The following is a 22,807-nucleotide window of genomic DNA, read 5'->3' on the forward strand; positions in this document are numbered from 1 at the left end:
TGGGGTATGATCATGCGCGAATTATTAACTGAATTCACAGATGAATACATCTTAAAAGCAGAAACCAGTCAAGTGGGCAAGGATGAGCGGAGGATCATTAATAATCCAATTTGTTATTTATTTATTGGTGATCAATCGCTGCCAGCCCTAAAAGCGATTTATAAAATGAATCAGCGAAAATGGGCTAATCATGAGGGGATTATTTATATCCATGCTTATTTAGAGGAAACATGGCAGGAGAAAAACGTCTATTCCTTTAAGGCCGTTGATGAGTATGAAGCTGGAAAGAGAATACGCCCAAGTATTTATGAGCGCTTTTACCAGGATGAATCGAAATTGATTGAGTATAACCAACTTTTGCGGCGGGTGAATGTCCATTTTTCTGAGTTGGGTGTCATGTTCAACTCATTTCAAAAGATTCATCTATCAATGGTTACTTCAATTGTTGATCCGTTGACCATCTTAAGTGCCGAATTGACGATTCTTTTAGAAAATTCCTGCCAAGAGCTGTTTACGATGCACTATCTCGATGCTTTTTGTTTAGTGGAAGAGCGGGGAATTGTAGAAGATAACGCTGCATTTGGTATTAGCTTTCTCGAAGAAATAAAGGTGTTGCAGGGGGAAGAATACGTATTTACTGCGGACATTCATGTCACAAAGGATAAAATTCGTATGCCGGTTACTCGTTGCAGCGGACGTCTATTTGATCTGGTGTATATATTGAGCGATAAAGATGAGAGAGGTTTATTTGCCCCAAACGGTATGGCTAAGAATTACGAAATAATCTCCACCATTGTCATGATGAAAAATAAATTGGTTAGTGAACATCAGCACTTCACTGGCAATGAGAGTTATAACAATGTGCAATTTTCGAAGAATAGTCAAAATGATGAGGGGAATCCCGTGTTTGTAACAGCCGGATTTTCTAAAGTAAGCCGGCCAAATAAGGCGATTGCGATTCATGTTCTTTATTATTTTTATCAGTATCTTATCAAAGTGATTCGTGAACGGACGACTAAGATGGAGACTGATGCTATCCTTCACCTGCTGGAATTAGATGAGCTTTCCATTGAACGTAAAACAGAAAGTATTCTCCCAACAGAGGACATGCTAAAGGAAATGCTCGTGCTCATGCCAACATCTACGACATTTTCTCAAGTGAAGATGCAGACCTTAAAAGAAGCGGAAGACATTTTTTTTGGGCAATCAGCGAGGCTGTTTTTTACTGAAAATTACGAAACATTTTTAAATGGAGATCGTCAGTTTGCTGGTAAACAGCAACTAAAGCAGTTGCTAAGTAAACGAGTCGTTGAGCAGCCAGGCTATGGAGTCTATACAGCTTATCAGTGGACGGATGATTCCATGATTCAGCGGCTGTTGAAAATAAAGGCAGGTTATGTCAACCAAATAGCGAGACAAACGGTAGAGTTAGAGACAGTATATGAGGAACTAGGAATAAATCAGAAATTCAAAAAAAACCTATTTTCTGAGAAAACCACGACACGACAGTTTATTTCTCACTTTTTACTGAAAATTTACAGGTTGAAATGGCAAATCCTCAAAAATAGATTGAATGTAAATACGGTAAATATGTACATTGATGTACTCGAGACATCACATCAGGAGTTTGAAAAACAAATTAAGACGCTGGAGATTTTAGAGAATAATCTCCGTGAACAGGCAGAGCAAGTTATAACAGGATATCAAAGTAAAATTAATCAAAACATTCCTGAATATTATCAGCGAGTGGTTGAACTCATTCTTCGCGATATAGTGGAAACACGAAGTATAGAGAGCTTTTTTGATGAGAGTAACCTTGGTAACTATTCTCTATCACTGAATAATGGAACATTTCTAAGCAGAATCTTAACCATGTGTCACAGAATGATCTTTGAATCTGCTAGGCTTGATCATACTTTCGAAGATGAAGTTCTAGCACGGGGAAATATTATGGTCTCTTATGGTGATCCAGAGGTCTTGACGAAGGAGGAGCTGTTTAGTGAAATCTATCAGCTTCTAAATAAGGATTCTGCTTGTCAGATTCATTTACTAGAATACAATCAGAAACACCGATATGAAGAAAACTATTATTTCGGGGATTATGAAAGCAGCTTCATACAATTTGCCTTAAGCAAGGATTCGAACCTCCCTTATCGACATGGCTGTATTCATGAAAAAAGAACCAGCGGGATTGAAAAACTGCATTTAATGGGCGGTTTTCTTATGGAAGATCTACGTTTTTACCAAAGCAATTATCGGTATTATGAAAAATATCAGGAAAATGGATTTGAGTTCCATCGGGATGCTGCTTCCATCACTCCTTAAATGAATGGAGGTATAACATGAAGGTCAGAAAATTCAACTTCCTTCTACTCGTATTGACATTACTCGGAGGCGTCGTGGGAGCTATTACTGGCGAAATGCTGATGGCGAGGTTTATGACGGACATTCCAACCAGTATCCTAGTCGGTTTGTACTTCGGTCAGCTTGGATTGTGGATAGGAGGGATGGCGTTCATTGCTGAAAAATGGAAACCTGTTCTGACAGGGAAGCGGTGGGCAGACCAATATGCTTTATTTTCGTTAAAGCTGTTACTGCCGGTTATGTTTATACTGCCCTTTGCAGCTGGTACCATTTTGCAATACGTATATGAGCTTGATGCATCAACCATTAAACGTCCACAGGATATTGTCCTAGTTCTTGATGTCTCAGGAAGTATGCTGGAAACAGATCCGGATGAAAAAACCGTGACGGCAGTAAAAGAATTCCTGATGAACATGAATAAAAGTCAACGTAGTTCGTTGTTTCTCTTTAATGATGAAACCTCGCTGATCCAGCCCTTTACATCTTTTGCGAACGATAAGGAAAGAGAAAATGCCGGGAAGGCTTTTGAAGAGGTGATTAAGTTTTCGGGAGGAACAGATATCGCTCGTAGTTTAGCAGAGTCCATGAAGTATATTGATAGTGATAATAGTGGTCGGCGGACGATGGTTGTATTACTATCGGACGGAATTAGTGAAGTGAATGTAGGTGAAACACTACAACCGTTTCAAAATAGGGAAATTGTCATTAATACGGTTGGATTAAGCAGAGAAAAATATGAAGGGGCTAAGTTATTGAGCAAGATATCAGTACAAACGGGCGGCCAGTATTATAGCGTGAATGACACAGACAAGCTCGCGGATACTTTTCAAGAAATTCAAAAGAATGCCGGGGAACGGCTGCTGATTGGTGAAAGAACAGGAAGTGCTGGATATATGCTGTTATATAAAATCATGCGAATTGCTTTTATCGCTCTAATTGGCGCTGTCCTTGGAATGGCACTTGGCTTGATGTTTGATAACCGGTTCTTAGCTCAAAGTTTTACATGGGGCGGATTAGCTGCGGGACTGATTGCAGGCTTTGTAATGGAATGGGGGTTTAGAAATTATTACTTACACGGTTTCCTAATACGAGTATCGGCTGACATCCTTTTAGCTGTAATTATTAGTATATTTTCAGCCATTGTTCCCTATCGAATGTATATGGCTAGAGAGGGAAAGAAGAACGGAATCCTATCGAGTCGTATGAACGCACATAATGATTTAAATCAAAAAAAATCCAGCAATTCGTTTCATTAAAGAATGGGGGAGGCGTTTCCATCATGAACTGGAATGAAGCTGAACCTAGTCAATGGGTTAATGATGTCAGTGTACGGAATATTAATCATATCCATATCCTAACTTGGCAATGGCCGAGAAATATTCAGTATGTATACATCGCTAAGGTAATTGAACAGGAAGCAGATATAGAAAGAAGCGAGAGACCGCTTAAGTTATATACAAGAGAAGAGTATAAAGCAAATGCAGGATATCAGGACTCCATGTCATCCATTGGGAAGATTGTATATAAGGTATATCCGGCAATTCGAAAAGAAGGACAAATGATTATTCTAGATCAGCAAAATCAGCTCAACGAAGTAAGTGCAAAAACACAAAAGGGAAGGATCTTTTATTCCATCACCTATAAAAACAACTGGTTTTCTCAACAAAAAACCGTTCGAATAAAGGTTAGGACGGAAATTTCATTGCCAAAAGAAACGCTCAGCTATGTAAAGAAGACTGGGAGCAGTCCGCTGAACATAGAAGATGGCTCAGTTTATTCTTTTGTTCATGATTTTAATCAAGGTCTTACCTTGCTTCCTGATATTCAAATTAATAAGCAGGACTACATCGGCCTCTTCTTTACTAATGGAAAAAAAGACGGTGAGCACTATGAGTTAATACCAGAATAGGGGGATAAGGATGCTAAGCATATTTAAAAATTTGTTTAAAAAAGAAGAAGCCATCAGGCCGGCATTTTATAATATTGTCTGTCCATATTGCTTTGAAAAATACTCCCCAGAACTTGTTGTATTTCGTGCGCAGCATTACCGAGAAGAGGACGAAGAATATGCGCTTCAAGAAGATGAAACTTTAAATAAGTATAGAGCAAAATTTGGAATGGATGCTGCACCTGAGATGGAGGCCATTTTAAATCCGGAATATGCACATGAGGACGATAAAATTTATGTAGACGGAGTGTTAGTGGGGATGACTGATGCTCATGGAGAGTTAACGAAAAAACGATTATGTCCATCCTGTCATAATGTCCTTCCTATTAACGCCGGAAAAGTACCCAGTAATATTATTTCAATTGTTGGGGCTTCCTCAGTGGGGAAATCAGTGTATATGACCTCTTTAATTCATACTCTGCAAAATACTACCGCACATCATTTCGATGCTGCATGCATGCCGTTAAATGGAGAAGTCAGCCGTAAATTCAAGGAAAAATATGAAGATCCGATATTTGAATATGGCAGAATGCTTCAATCTACACGCTTAGAGCTCCAAGAACCATTTATTTTTCAGTTGGTTTTTAAGAACGAAGATAAGGCACCGCTTACGCTTGTGTTTTTTGATGTTCCTGGAGAAGGAATGGTCGATCAAGATTATCTATCTATATTTGCCTCTCATATTAAGAACTCATCAGGTATTCTCTTTTTAGTCGATCCGCTTCAAATCAAGACTATACGGGACCGTATGCTGATAGGCCTTGACGAAAAGGGTGATCTTTCTGACCGGTATGCAGAGCCGAGGGAGGTAATCTTAAACTTATATGAGAATTTCATCGGACATCAAGACAGAGGGAAAACAGATATTCCAACTGCGGTCATATTGACGAAAAGCGATTTACTGAAGTCTTTAGCAGAGGAAGATGGGGAATACATTCAGCCGAATAGTAATATCTTTCAAAACTATGTCCATAGAGAGGCTCTTAATTTACTAGAGTTCGAGAATATTGATGGAGAAATAAGACGCTTGATTGAAAAAATTGACCGGCCGTTCAAAGATGCCCTTGATGTTTACTTTAATCAGACAGCTTACTTTGCTGTATCGGCTCTGGGCGCAAATCCGATCAATAAAGAGATTAATGGAGTCGTCAATCCTGTTCGAGTCGATGAACCCGTTATCTGGCTATTGAATCAGCTAGGCTACATTGACGGAAAGGAATATTAAGTATGACTAAAATTCAGCAGCAGATTTATACGAGGGAGCGCGAGGGGATTTTTTCTTCCTCACCGGGTTACTCTACTATCGCAGCCTCACCTGGATTAGATAAGTCTTACATTAAACAAACGCTTCAGCCGCTGTGCGCTTATTATCCGCCGCAGTCTTTGACAAATGCAGGTATCAGAGAAGAAGAGCGCTATCCAAAAGCCAATTTAATCACCTTCACTGAAATGGGTGAATTAGTAATCGGCCAAAGTGTATACAAAGAATCTGATTATACGGGTGAAAGAGAAACATTTTTCAGTCATAACTATATTGTTCCAAAGGATAGAGTAAGAGAATACCTAACTTCAGCCGATAAGCTGTTTGGAGAACTTCCATTTCGAATGAATTATGATGTGTCACATGGAAAGGTTCTAAATGAAATAGATGCTCTGCCGGTTATGAAACCATCGGTACAACCATTGAATCAGCTTCTAATTGAGCTTGGAATAAGCGGGAAACAATTTAAACAAGTGATATATGCGGTTTTAATGTCAATGACTACGAAGAAAAAAGTGTATATTTCACTACCTGGTGATATCACCAAGGCGACACATGGTTCCTATCAATTAAGTTATTATCTCTTTCAATGTTTGCCTTTTGAAATGCGAAAAGCGTTCAGCGTGCTTACCTATCATGCAGAGCCGCAAAGTAAAAAACATATAGGCTTAATGTTTGTAGAAAAAGGAAGTATACGTCCGCAAGACAGCACAATCCAAAGGGATTTTGTCTTTGATTTTGACCAATCTTTTTTTCTGAATATCAGTGATGAGGCAGATCAGGAGCCTTTCATTCAATTTGTCAGCAAACTAGTCCAAGAGCGTTCGAGAGATTTGGACCATTTTTACGCCTATGCAGAAACCAATTTGCTTGATATCCCTAAACCTTCGCTTACACTCTACAATGAACTAAGCAGGTTATATCTGTTGAAAATGGGTGAATATCGCGAAACTGAAGAAAAAAAATTAGTCGTATTTAAGAGCTTTCGTTCGTTCTTAACGGGTGAAAATTATCAGGATAAGCCTGAACTTTGTGAACAACTCCATGCGATGATTGATCTAGAAAGTAAAAGTCTTACACCAAGTAATTTGCCTGAAAAAGAACTGATTAGCGAGATGATTTACTTTTATTCGATTTTTTCCAAGGAAAATCGAAATCCATATATTTCGTTTTTTTATAGGGTCCTTTATTATGGCAGCAAAGATTTGTCCTATATAGGTTTTCTTTATAGTCAGTTAAAAGCCTATCCGGGATTATTTAAAGGGGTAAACCAATTAGTCTTTAGTAAAAATCATTTAATCTCGATTGTATTTGAGCCATATATTAAAAACCATTTTAGTCGGATTACTTCACTGGATTTACTTATGAATGAAATCGTGTATTGGCATGAGCATACTCCTGAATCCTTTGAAAATTACCGCTTTCAAAAAGCTGCCAGTAAAGGAATACTCAGTTTGTTTCCAAATGAAAAAAATCAGCTTCAAGCTTATCGTAATGTGAAGAAGCTGCTTTATGCGGAACAAGGATATGTGCGTTCTGAGGACGTTGAAGTCTATAAGAAAGAAATAATTGAAGAATTATCCCTTTTGTTAATAAGAGAATTGGATTTAAACTTGGTAAGTCCGAACGATTTAAACCAACTTACAGTGATCACAAATCGGATTCCGAAAGTGCTTCAGTTAGGTGAAGTGAAGTGGAAAATAAGGGTGATTCAACAGGCTCAAGATATACTGCAAAAAGGGTACCCAAGGGAATCTGATCGACTTGCTCATCAGCCATACTTTACTCAATTGCAGATGATGCTTTTGAAAGGAATATCTGATAAACGAATCGTTCAGTTGACAGAGTTGACGGCTTTTTGCTTCCTGAATAAGGATCAAAACCAAACGAATCTTTACCGATATGATGAGATGTTGGCATATGTTCATAAAAATAGCGGTGGACTCGAGGGAGTCAGACAGTTTTTATTTGTTTTTTCAAGACTTGATGAGGGGCTTGTGGAAGAAGATCCGGAGTATAAACGTTCTGTTCAACGATATCTGCATAGTCATGCTAAAGATATTTTTGAAAACAAACGAACGCTGAAAAGATGGCAGGACAATTCTCAACTGAAAAGCTTTTTGGACCGGGTTAAATATGAGCGGATGTCAGGCTTTAGAAAGTTTATGCATACGAATAAAAAAATGCTTCTTTCTGGTGTAATGCTAATTGTCTTAACCTGTGGTGCTCTAACTGTGTTTACGATGTATAAAATGAATGAAGCGGAGAAAGACAAAAAAGTAAGTGAAGAGGCTGCTGCTTTTTCTCCACTCCTGTTTATTAAGGGAATCAAAGCCGGTGAAAATCAATCAATCGAGTTACAGGCATATGATAAAGAAACAACAAAAATAGAAAAGTCTAGTCAACAGATTACGATAAGTTATCTTGGTTATATTTATACGTTAGAAACTAAACAGGTAACAGTTGATAAAGAAAAAGAAATCATCACTTTTCAAAGAATGGACAGCAGCCATTCAGCAGATATGGAGAAGCTGGTAGAAATCAGTGAAAAAGAGAAAGGGCAAGTAGAATAATGATGATGGGGGCACTGACCGATACAGTGCTTTTTATAAGGGCACAATGAAGTAGATTTCTTCATACTTATAAATGAGTCACCTTCTATAGGAATAGTAATTATTAGCAGCTGAGTCTTCTTCGTTTTCTTTTGATAAATAGGGGGAAGAGAAAAGAAGGAGAAGTGGGAGGAATGAGATCATGAATAGTGCTGAACTAAAGGGAAATCTGACTCAAAAAGCAAAGAACACAAAACATGATCTAAAACCATGGATGAAGATTTTTGCCAGAATTGGTTTTATGACAAAAGGATTTGTGTTTATTTTAGTAGGAATCCTGTCGCTGCTGGCCGCTGCTGGGATTGGTGGAAAAGCGAAAGGGACTAACGGCGCTATTGAAGCTGTAGCAGCAAAACCTTTTGGTGAAGCCTTGTTATGGGTAATTGCTGTAGGATTATTGGGTTATATTATCTGGCTGTTCATTAAAATATTTGAAGTAAAATCATTGAAAAAAAATGAGATGAAGGGCTGGACGACGAAAGCAGGAGATATCATTTCTTGTGTCATTTATATTGGTATAGCCTATAAAGCCTTTTCTTTTGCTATTCATGCCGGAAGTACAGGTGACAGTAAACAAACATGGACAGCAATGATATTAGCAACTGACGCTGGTCCATGGCTTATTGGTTTGATTGGTCTGGGAATTATTGCAAATGGAATTTTTCAAATTTATTCAGGTTGGAAAGAGAAGTTTATGTCACAATTTAAAGTGACTGAAATGAGCGATAAGGAAATTGAGGCGGCTAAGAAATCAGGGAAAATCGGATTCATAGCACGAGGGTTGATTTTTGGTTTCCTTGGATTTTTTGTCACTCGAATGGCGATTACTTCTGATCCAGATAATCCAAAAGGATTGGATGAAGCTTTGCAAAAGCTGCTTCAGCAGGATTACGGGTCATATATGCTTGGCATCGTTTCAATCGGATTAGCGTTTTATGGAATGTATGAGATACTGAAGGGAAAAAATAAATACTTGGATCTTTAATTGCAGAATCCTCCTCCGCGGGGATTTTTTTTTGAAAAGAGTTGAAAAAATGAGGTTTTTAATATATAGTTACTTACATAAAGTAAGTAAAGAGGAGCGTTGAAAATGAAATATCAAAATCATCCATATACTTATGTAGGGAATGTTCATTTACTGGTTAAGGATTTACATCGCAGCATGACTTTTTATAAAGAAGTGATCGGATTTACCATTCTTGAACAAACAGAAAAAAAGGCCGCGTTATCGGCCGATGGTAAAACCGTATTACTAACAATAGAACAGCCGGAAGTAATCATTGAAAAACAACCTCGGACAACTGGCTTGTATCATTTTGCACTCTTGCTGCCGACGCGGGCAGACTTAGGGAATGTTCTGCTGCATCTTCTCCAATCGGGGTATCCTCTTCAAGGCGCATCTAATCACGGTGTGAGTGAAGCTATCTATTTAGGGGACCCAGATGGGAACGGCATAGAGATTTATGCAGATACTCCAGAAGAAGAGTGGATATGGCAGGATAACCATGTGCAGATGATTACTGAATCGATGGACGCAGAGGGTGTACTTGCCAGCCGGATAAGCGATACTTGGAATGGCTTACCTGTGGGAACGGTCATGGGACATATCCATTTGCATGTTTCAGATTTAGTGAAAGCAGAGGAATTTTACATCAACGTCCTTGGTTTTGATGTGGTGTTAAGATACGGAGCGCAAGCGTTGTTTATTTCAACAGGGAACTACCATCATCATATAGGTTTGAATACCTGGGCAGGCGTAGGAGCTCCTGCACCAACGAAAAACAGCTTGGGTTTAAAAACCTTTACCCTGCATTATCCTGATAGTGAAACACTGCAAACAGCTGTTGCTAAATTAAAAGAAATGGATGCCTATCTAACAGAAGACAATGGGGCGTACATCACACAAGACCCTTCAGGAAATGTAATACGATTATATGTATAACAAGGTAGACACCGGGATCATTTCTCGGTGTCTTTTTTTTAGACTGGTGAAAGACTTTATAAATATTAAGTATTAGTTAAGAAAGGGATGCTACTTTACTGGTAACGAGACAAAATAAGGGGTTGAGTAGGCAGAGTGCTTATAAAGGGAAAAACACGGTCTTGTATGTTGTTTGCTTGGGGTTGGGCAATAACGAAAAAAAAATCCCCAGACAGGGGATTTTTAAATAAGTTTTTCAAAATTTACTCGTCTATGAATGGCTAGAATAAGAGGTGCACCAATTGCCATGACAGCAAATTCACCAATGGCAGTAGTCAGCCAAGTCCACATAATAGGCAGACCAAAAGCAAGGTTGAGCTCCAGCGCAATAATAAACATCGTTACGGTAAACGCAAGGATATTGACAAGCATCCGTTTCCAGATGGTTTGAATGAAGCGGCAGCAAATAATTGTAATCGTCAATGCAATTAAAGATTGGCCCACTCCAAAGATTAAATCATAGGCTTTCATTGGCGAAAATAGTAGATTGGTTAAAAAGACACCTAATAAAATACCAAAAATATATTTTTTGTTAAAAACGATTAGGTGATTAAACATTTCAGAGACTCGGAATTGAATATTGGTGAAACCGAATGGCTGAATAAGCATTGAGACAGCAATGTACAAAGCGGCCAAAATACCGTTTATAACTAGTGTTTTACTATTCATTTAGCAGGAACTCCCTTAGTTTTTTTAGCGTGGGATGGTTTCGAACCACGTTTTTGAGTGAATACTCGAAGACTAATAATATACTATTCGGCAGCTATTAGTCAATTGGGAGTGTGATTTCAACAGTTGTTCCTATATCAATTTCACTCTGAATGTGGACAGATCCTTTATGTGCCTCAATAATTCGATAGGTGATAGTGAGGCCTAAGCCAGTGCCCTTTTCTTTGGATGAGTAAAAAGGTTCGCCAAGATGTTTAATTCTTGACTGAGTAATACCAAGTCCGTCATCTGTAATTCTTACTAAGACAGATGAGTTATTTAAAATAAATTCAACGTTGATCTTGGTGGCCATGGCTTCGATTGAATTTTTGATAATATTGATAAACACTTGTTTTAGTTGATTGGCTTCGCAGGATAGTGTCGGTAGTCGTGGGTTACTGCCGATGTAGAGTTCTGTTCCAGAAAGATGAGCTTGTGGTTCAAGCAGAACGGCTACTTCAGTCATTAATTGATGGAGATTTTGTTGTGTTAGCTGTAACTCTTGGGGTTTAGCTAGTACAAGCAGTTCACTGACAATCAAATTAATTCGATCTAATTCATTTAACATAATGTTGAAATAATCTTCGCGTGTATCGGAATCATCCTTAAGAAGTTGAATGAACCCTTTAATTGAAGTAAGTGGATTTCTAATCTCATGGGCGACACTTGCCGCGAGTTCGCCGACTACCGATAGCTTTTCTGTTTTTCTAAGCATTTTCTCCGTTTCTCTGAGGTGGGTGACATCTTTTGCGTAACAAATTACGCCGGAAATTGTGCCGTTTATTAGAATGGGAACAATGGTACAAGACAGCCAGATCTCTTTACCCATTTTTGTTTGGAAACGTAAATCTCCCTTATGAATCCCCTTCTTACTATGTATAACGTCAACAAAGGACTGTTTAAGGTTAAGTTGATCTTCTGGAGATTGAAGGATGAAGTCAAAAATAGATACTCCAACTAATTTCACTTCAGATTCGCCAATTAACGCTTCAAATCGAGAGTTCACATTAGAAATTAAACCTTCTAGGTCAAGCATAAAGATAGGATCAGGATTATATTCATATAAAGATTTATATTGCTGTTGGCTGATCGATAATTCATTCTGTGCTTGGATGATATCGGTAACATCACGGCCAATTACAATGAGAGATTTTCTTGATCCATCTTGTTCAAAAAGAGGGATTTTTGTAGTATCAAATATTCGATGTGTGCCATCTGTGAGCTGAATCACTTCTTGGCAATTTGTTACTTTTTTGGAGTTCCAAGTTACTTCGTCCGACATTTCACAATATTCGAGAGCACTCGAGCTAGTATGGGTAAAGCCGGCAAGTTCTGAGTCTGTTTTTCCTTTATAATCAACCTGTTCTAGGTGAAAGAGTTTTAAGCCAAACTCATTCACTTTAATCCAATTGCCCTTACCATCCTTAAAATTCACGAAGTCCCCCATTGTATCGATTAATGCATGCAGCCGCAGCTGCTCTTCGGTAAGCTCTGCAAATTGTTCCATTTTTGAAAGATATAGATAAAGAAATATTCCTGTGAATAGTAGAAGGATGATGCCAATGGTTCGGTGAATATAGACTCTTAAATATTGTTCCTGAATCAGGTTATACATAATGTAATCAATAATCAAAATCCCTGAAAGGCCTAAAATAGTATAAAAAAGTAGTACTTTATATTTTGACATATTTAATCTCCTTCATCATTGCAGCTTTGAAACCATAATGGATTAGTGGCATACGTTCCTATTCTAGCAAAGTTGTTACAGTAATCCTATAGAACAAAGTGAGGAGAAGGTTGGAGTTTGAATTAAATTCCTTTATTTTGGTGTAATTTACAAAAAGAGAAGTGATCTTCGTGGTGTGGCATCTAGTGCATGAGATGAGGTGGGAAAAACTACTCATTCACCAGGAAGTGTTTATGCATTTATAATCCTTGTGGAATACAAACTCATCGATGGAATAGTGAAATCTAAATAAGGCCCGCTAAACGGGGCCTTTTCGTTTGGTGATTATTAGATTGTCTGGATAGCCTGCATGACTGACCCACAGGTCTTAATAGATGAAAAGTCAATACCTTGCCGAACAGCATGTTGAGCAAGAGCAGGACGAATACCTGTAATAATGACCTCGATACCGATTAATTCTAGCATGTAATGGATATTAAAGATGTGGCCAGCCACCTCACCATCCATTTTTACAATTCCTGAAAAATCAATAATCAGCCAATTGATTTTATTATCCGCGATTTTAGGTAATACATTTTCAGTAATATGTGCAGCCCTTTCGTGGTCGATGGAACCATATAAGGGAAGGATGGCAATGCCGTCCTGAATGGGAACAATTTGTGCTGCTAATTCATGTGCCTCTATCTGTGCATCTTTTAATATTTGGGCAGACTTACGCTCATAGGCAAGAGTAGTTTCGCTGATGCTTAAATCTAAGAGGTAGTTGATTATTTCAGTAATTTTCAACATTTCAGTGTGAGATAGATTAAATTTCTCACAGATATTCAATATGTAATTAACTAAAATGACACGGGAAGGTGGATACCGATTTATAATCTCGGAAAGATCACCATCAGTAGAAGCTTCTCTTTCGCCATTTTTCCTGCTCCAAGCTAAGATTTGTTTTGTGTTTATTTCTTTACCCTGTGCGATGGAATCAGCTAAACAGATAAAAAGTCCACTATACATCATTCTTGCTTGCTTGATCTCTTCAGTTGGGATCTCGGATGTAAACTCTTTTAAAATATCACTGACCAACTCAAGGGACAGATCCGCTGCATTTTCTTTAAGGTAAGCGGCCATATCATTGCCGTTTAATGGATTCACTAATGTTTCACCTTCCTTTTTTCATCATTATACGCTTAAAAGAAAGGTGAAATCTATTGTTAAACTCTTTTTAGTGAAGGCTTACTAGTCGCTAAAAGTCAGGGAGTTCTCCTAAGTTATTTTCTTTAATACCGTCCGGTTCACTTCGCAGAATGTCACGTCCGTATTTCTGGAAAACATCAACATGCCCCAAGTTTCCTTCTTTGGCTTCCATTATTGCAGTTGAATAATCGAGTTCACGACCTGTATTCGTCTTAATAGCAATGATATTTCCATCTTCATTCTTTCTCACCGCGATAATTTCCTCTTTATCTGATTCAGGTTCTTTAGGAACTTTCGATGACTCAGGATGCAAATAATTCTCGTATGCTTCTTCAAATTTATCCATATCGAATAACCTCCTATTGTCGTTACACCTATCTTGAACATTTTCATCCGAAAGTATGTGAAACAGGTTTTGTCATCTTTGTGCCGTATTTTTGGGAAAAGCCAGCCGACTTTTCGGCTTACTTTACCTAAAGCCTTTTCCTCTGCGGCACGAACTGTTGGCACAAGACTTGCAATATCTCTAAGTACATCACATTAAGTGGTTAGACTGTCAATTCGTTGTCAGTCAGATAGGGGAGGGAAACGTATATGAGTGCGAACCAAAATGCGAATACATTAGAAGCAAAGAAAAAACAAGAGGTTAAGCTAATGAAAGCGGCAGTAGTGAATGAATTCAATCAAGAATTAGAAATTAAAGAAGTCCCAATACCTGAATTGGCATATGGAGAAATTTTAGTCAAAATTAAGGCTTGCGGGGTTTGTCATACAGATCTTCATGCGGCGCACGGTGACTGGCCAGTCAAACCTACTCTGCCTCTGATACCCGGTCATGAGGGTGTAGGCATTATTGAAAAGGTGGCTGAAGGTGTCACTTCCTTAAAAGTTGGTGACCGAGTCGGAATTCCTTGGCTTTATTCAGCATGCGGCGAGTGTGAATATTGTTTAACCGGCAGGGAAACATTGTGTCCTGATCAATTAAATGCTGGCTATTCTGTGAATGGAAGTTATGCAGAATATTGCAAAGCACCGGCGAAATATGTAGTAAAGGTTCCTGAGGGATTGGATTTTGCTGAGGTATCTCCAATTTTTTGTGCGGGTGTGACGACTTATAAAGCCCTTAAAATTTCTGGTGCGAAACCAGGAGATTGGGTCGCTATTTATGGAATAGGCGGCTTAGGTCATGTCGCACTTCAATATGCGAAGGCAATGGGCTTTAATGTCATAGCAGTAGATATCCAAGATGATAAACTTGAACTCGCAAAAGAACTGGGAGCCGACATAACGATTAACGGCTTGAAGGCAGATCCTATAGAGGATATTAAAAAGAAAGTGGGCGGTGTCCAAGCAGCTATTTCCGTAGCTGTTACAAAAAAAGCCTTTGAACAAGCATATAGCTCTGTTAAAAGGGGTGGGACATTGGTGGTTGTCGGGCTTCCTAATGATGTACTGCCCATTCCAATCTTTGATACGGTGTTAAATGGAATCACTGTAAAAGGTTCAATTGTAGGGACAAGAAAAGACTTAATGGAGGCACTTGAGTTTGCAAAACAAGGAAAAGTGAAAACTAATATTGAAACAAAACCTCTTAAAGAGATTAACGAAATCTTTCAACGTATGGAAAAAGGACAGATTAATGGTCGTGTCGTGTTGACGATGGAATAAAAAACGAAACAGGATGCCCTTAGGGAATCCTGTTTCGTTTTTTTATGATTTCTTTACGTCTGTTTTATTCTTTTCATTTAGTAAATAGCGCAGCTTTCGCATTGAAATATGGAGACGTTTCGCAGCCTCGTTTCTATTTCCAAATGTGTTTTGCAGTGCCTGCTGGACCATATCTTTGCCAATGTCCGTTTCAAGCTGTTTAATCTCAGTAAGAACATGTTCAAGATTTATTTTGTTGCTTGCATTAAAATCGGCGAGTTTCTCATTACGCCACTGCTTTAAATGATTGTTCGTATTAAGAGACGGCGTTTCTGCTTTTAACATTCTTGCAGGTGCAGAACAAGCTGATGATAAAACGATATCATCAGCGGAAATATCGGAGTCTTGGTCCGCGAATGTGAGCGTACGGGTAATTACATTAGAAAGCTCCCGAATATTGCCAGGCCAATCATGCGACATAAGTTTATCTATGGCAGCAGGTGAAAAAGTAATGGATTGTTGGCCGTTCCGCTCTATGAAGTGATGTATGAGTATAGGAATATCTTCTTTTCTTTCTCGTAATGCTGGAAGTTCTAACGTAACAACGTTTAAACGGTAAAATAGATCTTCACGGAACGTACGGTTATCAACCGCTTGTTGAAGATTTTCATTCGTTGCAGCCACCAATCGAGCATTGGTTTGAAGGGTGTGACTGTTGCCTACACGCATAAATTCTCTCGTCTCTAATACCCGAAGCAACTTCACTTGAATCGCAGATGATGCTTCAGCGATTTCATCCAGAAACAGGGTGCCGCTTCCTGCAATTTCAAAGAATCCTTTTCTTTGTTGAGTTGCTCCTGTAAATGCTCCTCTCTCATGACCAAATAATTCACTTTCTAACAGTGATTCCGAGATTGCCCCACAATTAATGCCGATGAAGGGATCATCTCTCCTGGGACTTGCCAGATGAATAAAACGGGAGAGAATTTCTTTTCCGGTTCCCGTTTCTCCTTCAATTAGTACATTGACAGATTTTTGTGCTACTTTCCATGTGGTCTCAACTAACTGATTCATCTCGGGATTTTTTCCGATTAACATACCTGCTTCTTTAGCCAATTTATGAATGTATGGTGGAGTAGCTGATGGTGTTCTTTTTAAGAGGATTTCAACTTGCTTTTCAAGGATTTCAATATCATCAAAGGGTTTCTCAATATAATCACTCGCTCCAAGTTTCATAGCCTCTACTGCTGTTTTAATTGTGCTGTAGCCAGTCATGATGAGAACCTGGCAGTGAGGCTGTTGTTGCTTCAGATGCTGCAATAAAGCAAGCCCGCTTCCATCAGGGAGTTTAATATCAATCATGGCCGCATGAAAGATGTGGGCAGCAAAATCAATTTGGTAGAATTCGTTTGCACTGACTGCTTTATGTACAGTAAATCCCTTTAGGGAAAATAAATGAGATAAGAACGTTCCAATTTCTCTTTCATCGTCTACGATTAGCAAATTCATTCCTGTTCACCTCGCTCGTTACGACCCATTTAAAGGCAATTTGAGTATAAAGCTGCTCCCTTTTCCGTAAGAGCTTTTAACTTCAATTGTACCGCTATGATCCTTGGCAATTCCTAGACTAACAGACAATCCCAAACCGGTTCCTTTTTCCATATCTTTGGTCGTGTAAAAGGGATGGAAAATCAAAGGAATCCTCTCAGATTCGATTCCAATCCCGTTATCTCGGACCACTAGGGCAAGATAGTCTTCCTCAGCGTACGTTTCAATAATTAATCGTTTCTTTTCAGCTTTTCCCATGTCTAATGCATCTCGAGCATTGAGAAGCAGATTAATGATAATTTGTTCAATTTGGGGCTGACTTCCTTTAAGAAGAGGGAGATCATTCATCAAGGACAACTGTATGGTAATTCGATTTTTCTCCAACTGAAACTTCAGTAAGTTAAGAACCTGCTGTATCGCCTCATTCAGAGAATAATAGGTAAAGCTATATTCATTCTGGCGGGAAAAAGTAAGCAGACTTTTAATGATTTCTTTGCAGCGGTTTCCACAATTTTTAATATCTTGTAATAAAATTGCATCTGTATTTTCTGAAGGGTAATTTCGTAAGAGAATTTGGGAATTTCCGAGAATCGCAGTTAATGGACTATTCAATTCATGGGCAATTCCAGCTGCCATTTCTCCAATTGCTGCTAATTTTCCGCTATGGAGCAGCTGCGCTTCCATGTTTCTTTTTTTTGTAACGTTTTTAAAGTAAGCAATAACACCATAGACATGCAAATCTCTGTTTTTAATGGGGTACGTTTGCAAATCAAAGATCAAATCATTCGCAAGATGTATTTCTATGAAATTGGGTGTTTCGTTGACGAAAGTGGACTGGACAAGTGGGTGGGCAGCAATAAGTAAGCTTTCTAAGGAAGTGAATTCTTTTGCAGAATCGTTGCACTGCTCGACTTCTAAATCTTGATTAAAAATCACGATGATATCTTCAATAGCTTTAAAGGTTTCGACCCATTCTTGTTGAGAGTGCAGCAGCTCATTAAAAAGATGAGCCTTCTCAAGCATAATGGTAATCTGGTTTGATAGTTTCCTTAAAAAATCTAATTCATCCTCGTCCCATTCTTCAAGATCTTTCCGGCCGAAAAGTAAAACACCTATTCCATCATCGTGGCAATAGAGCGGCATCATGATGATGGTATGAATATCAAGACTTAATAATTTCTCTTTTTCTATATAAAGGGAAGGGAGTTCGCTGACATGTTTTTGAATAATCGCCCCTTCTAGTAGGGCAAGTTCATGAAGGGCTGTCCATCCTGCTTCCTGTTCAAGCTCACAACTTTTCAAAGGGGATATATGAATTAAGGATGTTTGGTGATCTTTCAAAAGGACTAAATGACAGTTTTCAAAGACCATCAGCTGCCCAAGTCTACCCATAACTTGATGAAGCATTTCCTCGATATTGAGATTAATATGGATGCTATTTGTGATATCATTCATAATTTCCAGCTGTAAATTTTTTTTCTTAAGCTGGTCAACTGTGTTTTTTAATTCAGTATAATAATTCTTTTTGGATGACCGGACGCCTGTAAGAAGTTCAATTAAGTCAGTATTCGCTGCTTGAATAGTGGACGCCTCCTCATAGTGCCTTTAAGAGCAAGTTATTTATTTGGTTTAACGACATATCGCGCGGGTTGGTTATCATGCAGGCGTCCTCTAGTGCAGTCATCCCAATGACATCTATCATATCTCTTGTGATTCCCACTTCAGTAAGTGTGGAAGGAGCACCAATATCCTGAGACAGCTCTTTAACAAACTTTATTGCTGCTATCCCGGCTTCGGTATCTGTTAGCGTTCTTGTATCAATTCCCATGATATCAGCCATTTCTCTAAAGCGCTCAGGCACAGCCATCCGATTGAATTCCATGACATGAGGCAGAAGAATAGCGTTTATCTCTCCATGCGGCAGTAAATATTTGCCGCCAATTGAATGAGAGATTGCATGGGCTGCCCCAAGAATGGCATTAGAAAAGGCAAGGCCCGCTTGCAGGCTTGCCATTGCCATGGCTTCCTTGGCATCTATATTACGTTTGGATGCGACGGAAGGACGTAAAAAACGGGAGACGAGAGACAAAGCATTCTTAGCCTGGACATCTGTAAGAGGAGTAGAGGCGATGCTTACATAGGACTCAATCGCATGTGTCAAAACATCCATTCCTGTAGTTGCAGTTAATTCGGCCTCCTTAGTGGTCAAGGTATTTGGATCAATAATCGCAATATCAGGAACAAGTGATTTAGAGATGATAATCATTTTCTTTTCACGGTCAGAATCAACAATAACCGAAAACTGTGATACTTCCGATCCAGATCCTGCAGTCGTCATGACCATCACCATTGGAGGAAGTGGTGTATGAATTTTATCTATGCCTTCATAGTCTCGGATTCTGCCTTTATTTGAGGAGAGAAGAGCTATTCCTTTAGCTGAATCTAAGGCACTGCCGCCCCCAACACCGATTACAGCATCGCATCCATGATTTAAGAAATGCACGCTGCCAGCCTCTGTTTCTGAATCCTTTGGGTTTGTGGTAGTTTCGATAAAAGTAGTGTACGAAAGCTTTGCCGCCTGACACGACTGGATGACAATGTCGAGCCAACCGGCATTTGCGACCCCGCTGTCACTCACAACTAAAGCTTTAGTGGCACCAAGACGCTTACAGGCTTCTCCTGCTTGGTGAATTGAATTCATTCCAAATATAATTTCTGGAATGACAAATTTAGTAATCGACATGGTTTAGGAATACCTCCTCCATCACAACTACTTCTACTATTTACCAAAGAAGCGGTACATTCCTTTTTTTTATCCTATTTTTTTCTAAAAAAGACACCCCACATTAAAAGTGAGGTGCCAAAGAAAAATATCCTATTTTAATTCTTGAACGATATAACTCTTACTTACCCAGCCATACGTACCGTCGTCCAACTGGATGTAGTACCATGTCTTTTTATCATTCATCATTAATGTGCCATCTTTTTTGAGGACGAGCTGAACATATGAATTAGGTGTCAATTCACCGAGTTTTTCGCTCGATGCAGATGCCTCTTTACGAACATTAAGATTTTGATTTCCTTCAGTACGGCTGACCCGGCCTAAGTTTTTAACGGATATTGCTTTTTTATATTCGACAAAATTAATGCTGTTGGTCCAATATTCTTTATCAGCGACTTTAATTCGTACCCAATAGTCATTTGATTTTTCGAGCAGAGTAAACGATGTACCTGATTTTAAAACTGCTTTTGTTGTGGAGACCGCCTGACTGTTATAGAGCGTTAACGCTTTATTAGCGACCGTTTCGATTCTATTTGGAAACAAGTCGCTGCCAATTGGTTTACTTGGTTCGCCAGGATTAATCGTATCAATCACAGCATTTTTGTACTCTGCTTGATTATAAGGGTAGATTCTTTCCATATGCGCGGCAATCTTTTTCCCCCATTCAGGGTCACTTGCATAATAAAAGTTCATCCCTTCGCTGTTGGCAGCAATTCGGGTATTTTTCATATCCTTCGTACTGAAGCCAAGATAGGCAAACTTTTGGTACCGCCAATCAGCTGGATTCAGGTAGGTAGCTTTCAACTGTTTGGCGATGTATTCAATACAGGCATCAACAGAATTAAAGCGGTATGATGCGATAAATGGAGCGGCGTCGTAGGATCCAAAACCGAATAAATTGTTTTTCCCTAAAGAAATATCTGAGGTGCCATATCCGCTTTCATGAATCGCGTGCGCAGCTAAATATAATGGATTGACTCCATATGCATTTCCAGTTGCTATGAACACTTTCCCTTTTCCTGTTAAAACACTCATTTTGTTTTTTGGGGTTACATATGATGATATATACTGATCAATCTGAGCTGCTGTTACTTTTGATTGTGTGCGTAAATCGATAAATTGGTACCCAGTGCGATTCATGATTGGGTCACCTGTTCTAACTTGGTTAAGCGAGTCAACAGAGACGTAGCCGGTCCTGCTGCCATCAGTGACTTTATACATGTCATTTGAAGTTCGTGCATTTGCCATAATTATTGTTGATGGTTTAAGAGTAAAAGCAGCGGATCCTTTTCCATCCGCTGTTTTATAAGCAGATACTTCAGAAGTCGTCACAAACGTTGTATTGGACATTTTTTCTTCTGTAATCGGTGCCTCTACAGGTGCTTCGTACTCACTGAAATCGCCGTTGAAAATATATCCGATTGTATTTTCATAGCTTATTTCGTACCAGTCGCCAATTTTCTTCTCGGTCATATACTGACTGCCTTTTGTGATAGTGCCTAATTTGGCGAAATCAGTTCCATAAGAGGCATAGACGTTTGTCTCCACTTTAGCCTGTAGAATAGTTGGTTTGATAGACGAAAATGTTTTTTCCACGACATCATCACCCTTTAGGTAGCGTTCTTGGTCATTATACGTAATCTTATACCAAGTACCCGTCTGATTGACTGTCTTTTCTTTAGAAATAAAGCCATTCCCCATCAAAATGGTCCCTGTAGTTGTACTTGAAGATTTAGGAGCTTCGTACACCTTAGCTGCCTTATTCGTAAAGTAAATGGCATCAATACTAGAAATAGTCTCTTTATTTTCGCTAAAATCTTTTATGTAAACGTAGCCGGTATGCCCATTGAAGCTAACACTTAACCAGTCACCGTTTCTTTTTTTGGATGTAATTTCAGTGCCTTTGGGAATCACCGTTAATTTCTTATGGGCATTACCATAGGATTGATAGAGATTTGTTTTCTTTTCAGATACATACTTGGTTTTGGCAAAAGATTTAAAGGTACTCTGTGTAAGTCCACTGTCCTTTAGATAGAGTTTTTTATCGTTTAAATAGACCCTGAACCACGTTTCACCGATGCTGTTTACGATTTTTTGAGTACTATAAAAGCCATTGTTGGCTGCAACGGAAACGGGCGAACCTTTTGCGGACGGTTGGGAATAAAGATTAGTAGCTTTTTTGGTGAAACGATAAGTTTTACTGATAGATTCTTCCGCATTCACAAACCCGCTGCTTACCCAGCCTATTTTTTTTGTAGATTTATAGATGTACGTTACTTTATACCAGCCGGTCTTTTTCTCCGTTGCCGTAATCAATTTTCCTTTTGGAATGGTTAGTAGTTTTTTGGCTTTTGTACTGGCGGAAACACGTAATACTAAATCAGCCGTCGTTTTTAGTTGTGTTTTCTTAATTACGCTTGCTTCAGCAGAGCTGATCCCAAGGGGTGTGACTGCAGGGAGAGCAGCTGTTGTGACTAAAATTCCGGCTGAAAGAGTAAGAACCATACTCATTTTTCTCAATAAAATCATTCCTCTCTTACTTATAAATGCATCGTTTTATGGATTACTAGTAATATCGGTCCCAAATAAAGATTTAGTAGAGTAGTATTATAAGATTTTTGTATACATATATAGTATGAATGTGTAGAATTTGGAAAACAATATTAAATTACCTTTTTTAGTATTTTATTTAGAGGAAAATAACTTGGATGTCCCGAATAGAATTAAGTAGAAGAAGAGGTAAAGGAGTGGTCTAGTGAATGAGCCGGAAGAGTTATTTACGATTATTCCAAATGTTATCTGTTTAAAATGCGGGAATAAAGGGGCCGTACAACCATACGGGAAGTATTATCCTGATGGTGTAGGTGAACTAGCTGATCAATATAAGTCTTTTGAAAGTGTGAAGGATAAGCCGTATATGTCAGCAGCGATGGGGTTTGGGGGGACACTTCCTTCTAGATGCTTGAATTGTGGAAACACCGGTTTAATAGATATTGCAGGATTAGAAGGATATAAACAAGCCTTTAAAACCGTACGCAAATAATAATTGAAGCGGTTACAATTGCGTAGGGACGGTGGATT

The 22,807-nt window shown here is 38.8% G+C and carries 17 protein-coding genes and 1 riboswitch; of the genes, 9 read left to right on the top strand and 8 right to left on the bottom strand.

The window, feature by feature from the left end:
• Nucleotides 1-12: 12 nt before the first annotated feature.
• From MHI18_RS13500 to MHI18_RS13530, 7 genes are all read left to right on the top strand, one after another.
• Complete coding sequence (locus tag MHI18_RS13500) at nt 13-2,325, top strand: hypothetical protein (protein WP_340848075.1); 2,313 nt, start codon at nt 13-15, stop codon at nt 2,323-2,325.
• Between the two features lie 17 nt (nt 2,326-2,342).
• The gene (locus MHI18_RS13505) at nt 2,343-3,620 is read left to right on the top strand and encodes a vWA domain-containing protein (RefSeq protein WP_340848077.1); all 1,278 of its coding nucleotides are present in this window, start codon (nt 2,343-2,345) and stop codon (nt 3,618-3,620) included.
• A 23-nt stretch (nt 3,621-3,643) separates the two neighbouring features.
• Complete coding sequence (locus MHI18_RS13510; RefSeq protein ID WP_340848079.1) at nt 3,644-4,273, top strand: beta-mannanase; 630 nt, start codon at nt 3,644-3,646, stop codon at nt 4,271-4,273.
• A 10-nt stretch (nt 4,274-4,283) separates the two neighbouring features.
• On the top strand, nt 4,284-5,537 hold the full coding sequence (locus tag MHI18_RS13515; protein WP_340848080.1) for a TRAFAC clade GTPase domain-containing protein: 1,254 nt from the start codon (nt 4,284-4,286) through the stop codon (nt 5,535-5,537).
• A gap of 2 nt (nt 5,538-5,539) precedes the next feature.
• Entirely contained in the window at nt 5,540-8,146 is a 2,607-nt protein-coding gene (locus tag MHI18_RS13520) for a GAP1-N2 domain-containing protein (RefSeq protein ID WP_340848082.1), read from the top strand.
• 181 nt (nt 8,147-8,327) lie between these two features.
• On the top strand, nt 8,328-9,170 hold the full coding sequence (locus MHI18_RS13525; protein ID WP_340848083.1) for a DUF1206 domain-containing protein: 843 nt from the start codon (nt 8,328-8,330) through the stop codon (nt 9,168-9,170).
• 105 nt (nt 9,171-9,275) lie between these two features.
• A complete protein-coding gene (locus tag MHI18_RS13530; protein WP_340848085.1) occupies nt 9,276-10,127 on the top strand; it encodes a VOC family protein in 852 nt (283 codons plus the stop codon).
• A 222-nt stretch (nt 10,128-10,349) separates the two neighbouring features.
• On the opposite strand, the gene MHI18_RS13535 is transcribed toward MHI18_RS13530, so the two are convergent.
• The 4 genes from MHI18_RS13535 to MHI18_RS13550 all read right to left on the bottom strand — a co-directional run bounded on the left by MHI18_RS13535 (nt 10,350) and on the right by MHI18_RS13550 (nt 14,095).
• A complete protein-coding gene (locus MHI18_RS13535; RefSeq protein WP_340848086.1) occupies nt 10,350-10,835 on the bottom strand; it encodes a QueT transporter family protein in 486 nt (161 codons plus the stop codon).
• Between the two features lie 9 nt (nt 10,836-10,844).
• A riboswitch (PreQ1 riboswitch) is annotated at nt 10,845-10,890 on the bottom strand.
• 42 nt (nt 10,891-10,932) lie between these two features.
• Nucleotides 10,933-12,561, bottom strand: a complete 1,629-nt coding sequence (locus tag MHI18_RS13540; RefSeq protein WP_340848087.1) for a PAS domain S-box protein — start codon at nt 12,559-12,561, stop codon at nt 10,933-10,935.
• A gap of 327 nt (nt 12,562-12,888) precedes the next feature.
• Entirely contained in the window at nt 12,889-13,707 is an 819-nt protein-coding gene (locus MHI18_RS13545; RefSeq protein WP_340848088.1) for an STAS domain-containing protein, read from the bottom strand.
• Between the two features lie 91 nt (nt 13,708-13,798).
• Complete coding sequence (locus MHI18_RS13550; protein ID WP_340848090.1) at nt 13,799-14,095, bottom strand: DUF3892 domain-containing protein; 297 nt, start codon at nt 14,093-14,095, stop codon at nt 13,799-13,801.
• A gap of 308 nt (nt 14,096-14,403) precedes the next feature.
• On the opposite strand from MHI18_RS13550, the gene adhP reads away from it, so the two are divergent.
• Entirely contained in the window at nt 14,404-15,417 is a 1,014-nt protein-coding gene (adhP, locus tag MHI18_RS13555; RefSeq protein WP_340850292.1) for an alcohol dehydrogenase AdhP, read from the top strand.
• Nucleotides 15,418-15,459: 42 nt separating this feature from the next.
• Here adhP and MHI18_RS13560 read toward each other — a convergent pair whose 3' ends face one another.
• The 4 genes from MHI18_RS13560 to MHI18_RS13575 all read right to left on the bottom strand — a co-directional run bounded on the left by MHI18_RS13560 (nt 15,460) and on the right by MHI18_RS13575 (nt 22,237).
• The gene (locus MHI18_RS13560; RefSeq protein ID WP_340848092.1) at nt 15,460-16,905 is read right to left on the bottom strand and encodes a sigma-54-dependent transcriptional regulator; all 1,446 of its coding nucleotides are present in this window, start codon (nt 16,903-16,905) and stop codon (nt 15,460-15,462) included.
• An 18-nt stretch (nt 16,906-16,923) separates the two neighbouring features.
• Nucleotides 16,924-18,399 carry a GAF domain-containing sensor histidine kinase gene (locus tag MHI18_RS13565; RefSeq protein ID WP_340848093.1) on the bottom strand — a complete coding sequence of 492 codons (1,476 nt, stop codon included), beginning with the start codon at nt 18,397-18,399 and terminating at the stop codon, nt 16,924-16,926.
• Nucleotides 18,400-18,538: 139 nt separating this feature from the next.
• Nucleotides 18,539-19,687, bottom strand: coding sequence for an iron-containing alcohol dehydrogenase (locus MHI18_RS13570; RefSeq protein WP_340848095.1), 1,149 nt, complete (start codon nt 19,685-19,687; stop codon nt 18,539-18,541).
• Nucleotides 19,688-19,819: 132 nt separating this feature from the next.
• A complete protein-coding gene (locus tag MHI18_RS13575) occupies nt 19,820-22,237 on the bottom strand; it encodes an SH3 domain-containing protein (protein WP_340848096.1) in 2,418 nt (805 codons plus the stop codon).
• A gap of 244 nt (nt 22,238-22,481) precedes the next feature.
• On the opposite strand from MHI18_RS13575, the gene MHI18_RS13580 reads away from it, so the two are divergent.
• Nucleotides 22,482-22,769, top strand: coding sequence for a hypothetical protein (locus tag MHI18_RS13580; protein ID WP_340848097.1), 288 nt, complete (start codon nt 22,482-22,484; stop codon nt 22,767-22,769).
• The last annotated feature ends 38 nt before the right edge of the window (nt 22,770-22,807 follow it).

The sequence above is a fragment of the Peribacillus sp. FSL H8-0477 genome (assembly GCF_038002765.1).
GTDB lineage: Bacteria > Bacillota > Bacilli > Bacillales > DSM-1321 > Peribacillus.

Excerpts from the sequence above, each read along its gene's own strand:
- MHI18_RS13565 (WP_340848093.1), bottom strand. The coding sequence starts at position 18,399 with ATGAATGATATCACAAATAGCATCCATATTAATCTCAATATCGAGGAA.
- MHI18_RS13505 (WP_340848077.1), top strand. The coding sequence starts at position 2,343 with ATGAAGGTCAGAAAATTCAACTTCCTTCTACTCGTATTGACATTACTC.
- MHI18_RS13520 (WP_340848082.1), top strand. The coding sequence starts at position 5,540 with ATGACTAAAATTCAGCAGCAGATTTATACGAGGGAGCGCGAGGGGATT.
- MHI18_RS13570 (WP_340848095.1), bottom strand. The coding sequence starts at position 19,687 with ATGTCGATTACTAAATTTGTCATTCCAGAAATTATATTTGGAATGAAT.
- MHI18_RS13575 (WP_340848096.1), bottom strand. The coding sequence starts at position 22,237 with ATGAGTATGGTTCTTACTCTTTCAGCCGGAATTTTAGTCACAACAGCT.
- MHI18_RS13525 (WP_340848083.1), top strand. The coding sequence starts at position 8,328 with ATGAATAGTGCTGAACTAAAGGGAAATCTGACTCAAAAAGCAAAGAAC.
- MHI18_RS13535 (WP_340848086.1), bottom strand. The coding sequence starts at position 10,835 with ATGAATAGTAAAACACTAGTTATAAACGGTATTTTGGCCGCTTTGTAC.
- MHI18_RS13560 (WP_340848092.1), bottom strand. The coding sequence starts at position 16,905 with ATGAATTTGCTAATCGTAGACGATGAAAGAGAAATTGGAACGTTCTTA.
- MHI18_RS13530 (WP_340848085.1), top strand. The coding sequence starts at position 9,276 with ATGAAATATCAAAATCATCCATATACTTATGTAGGGAATGTTCATTTA.
- MHI18_RS13500 (WP_340848075.1), top strand. The coding sequence starts at position 13 with ATGCGCGAATTATTAACTGAATTCACAGATGAATACATCTTAAAAGCA.
- MHI18_RS13515 (WP_340848080.1), top strand. The coding sequence starts at position 4,284 with ATGCTAAGCATATTTAAAAATTTGTTTAAAAAAGAAGAAGCCATCAGG.
- adhP (WP_340850292.1), top strand. The coding sequence starts at position 14,404 with ATGAAAGCGGCAGTAGTGAATGAATTCAATCAAGAATTAGAAATTAAA.
- MHI18_RS13510 (WP_340848079.1), top strand. The coding sequence starts at position 3,644 with ATGAACTGGAATGAAGCTGAACCTAGTCAATGGGTTAATGATGTCAGT.
- MHI18_RS13550 (WP_340848090.1), bottom strand. The coding sequence starts at position 14,095 with ATGGATAAATTTGAAGAAGCATACGAGAATTATTTGCATCCTGAGTCA.
- MHI18_RS13540 (WP_340848087.1), bottom strand. The coding sequence starts at position 12,561 with ATGTCAAAATATAAAGTACTACTTTTTTATACTATTTTAGGCCTTTCA.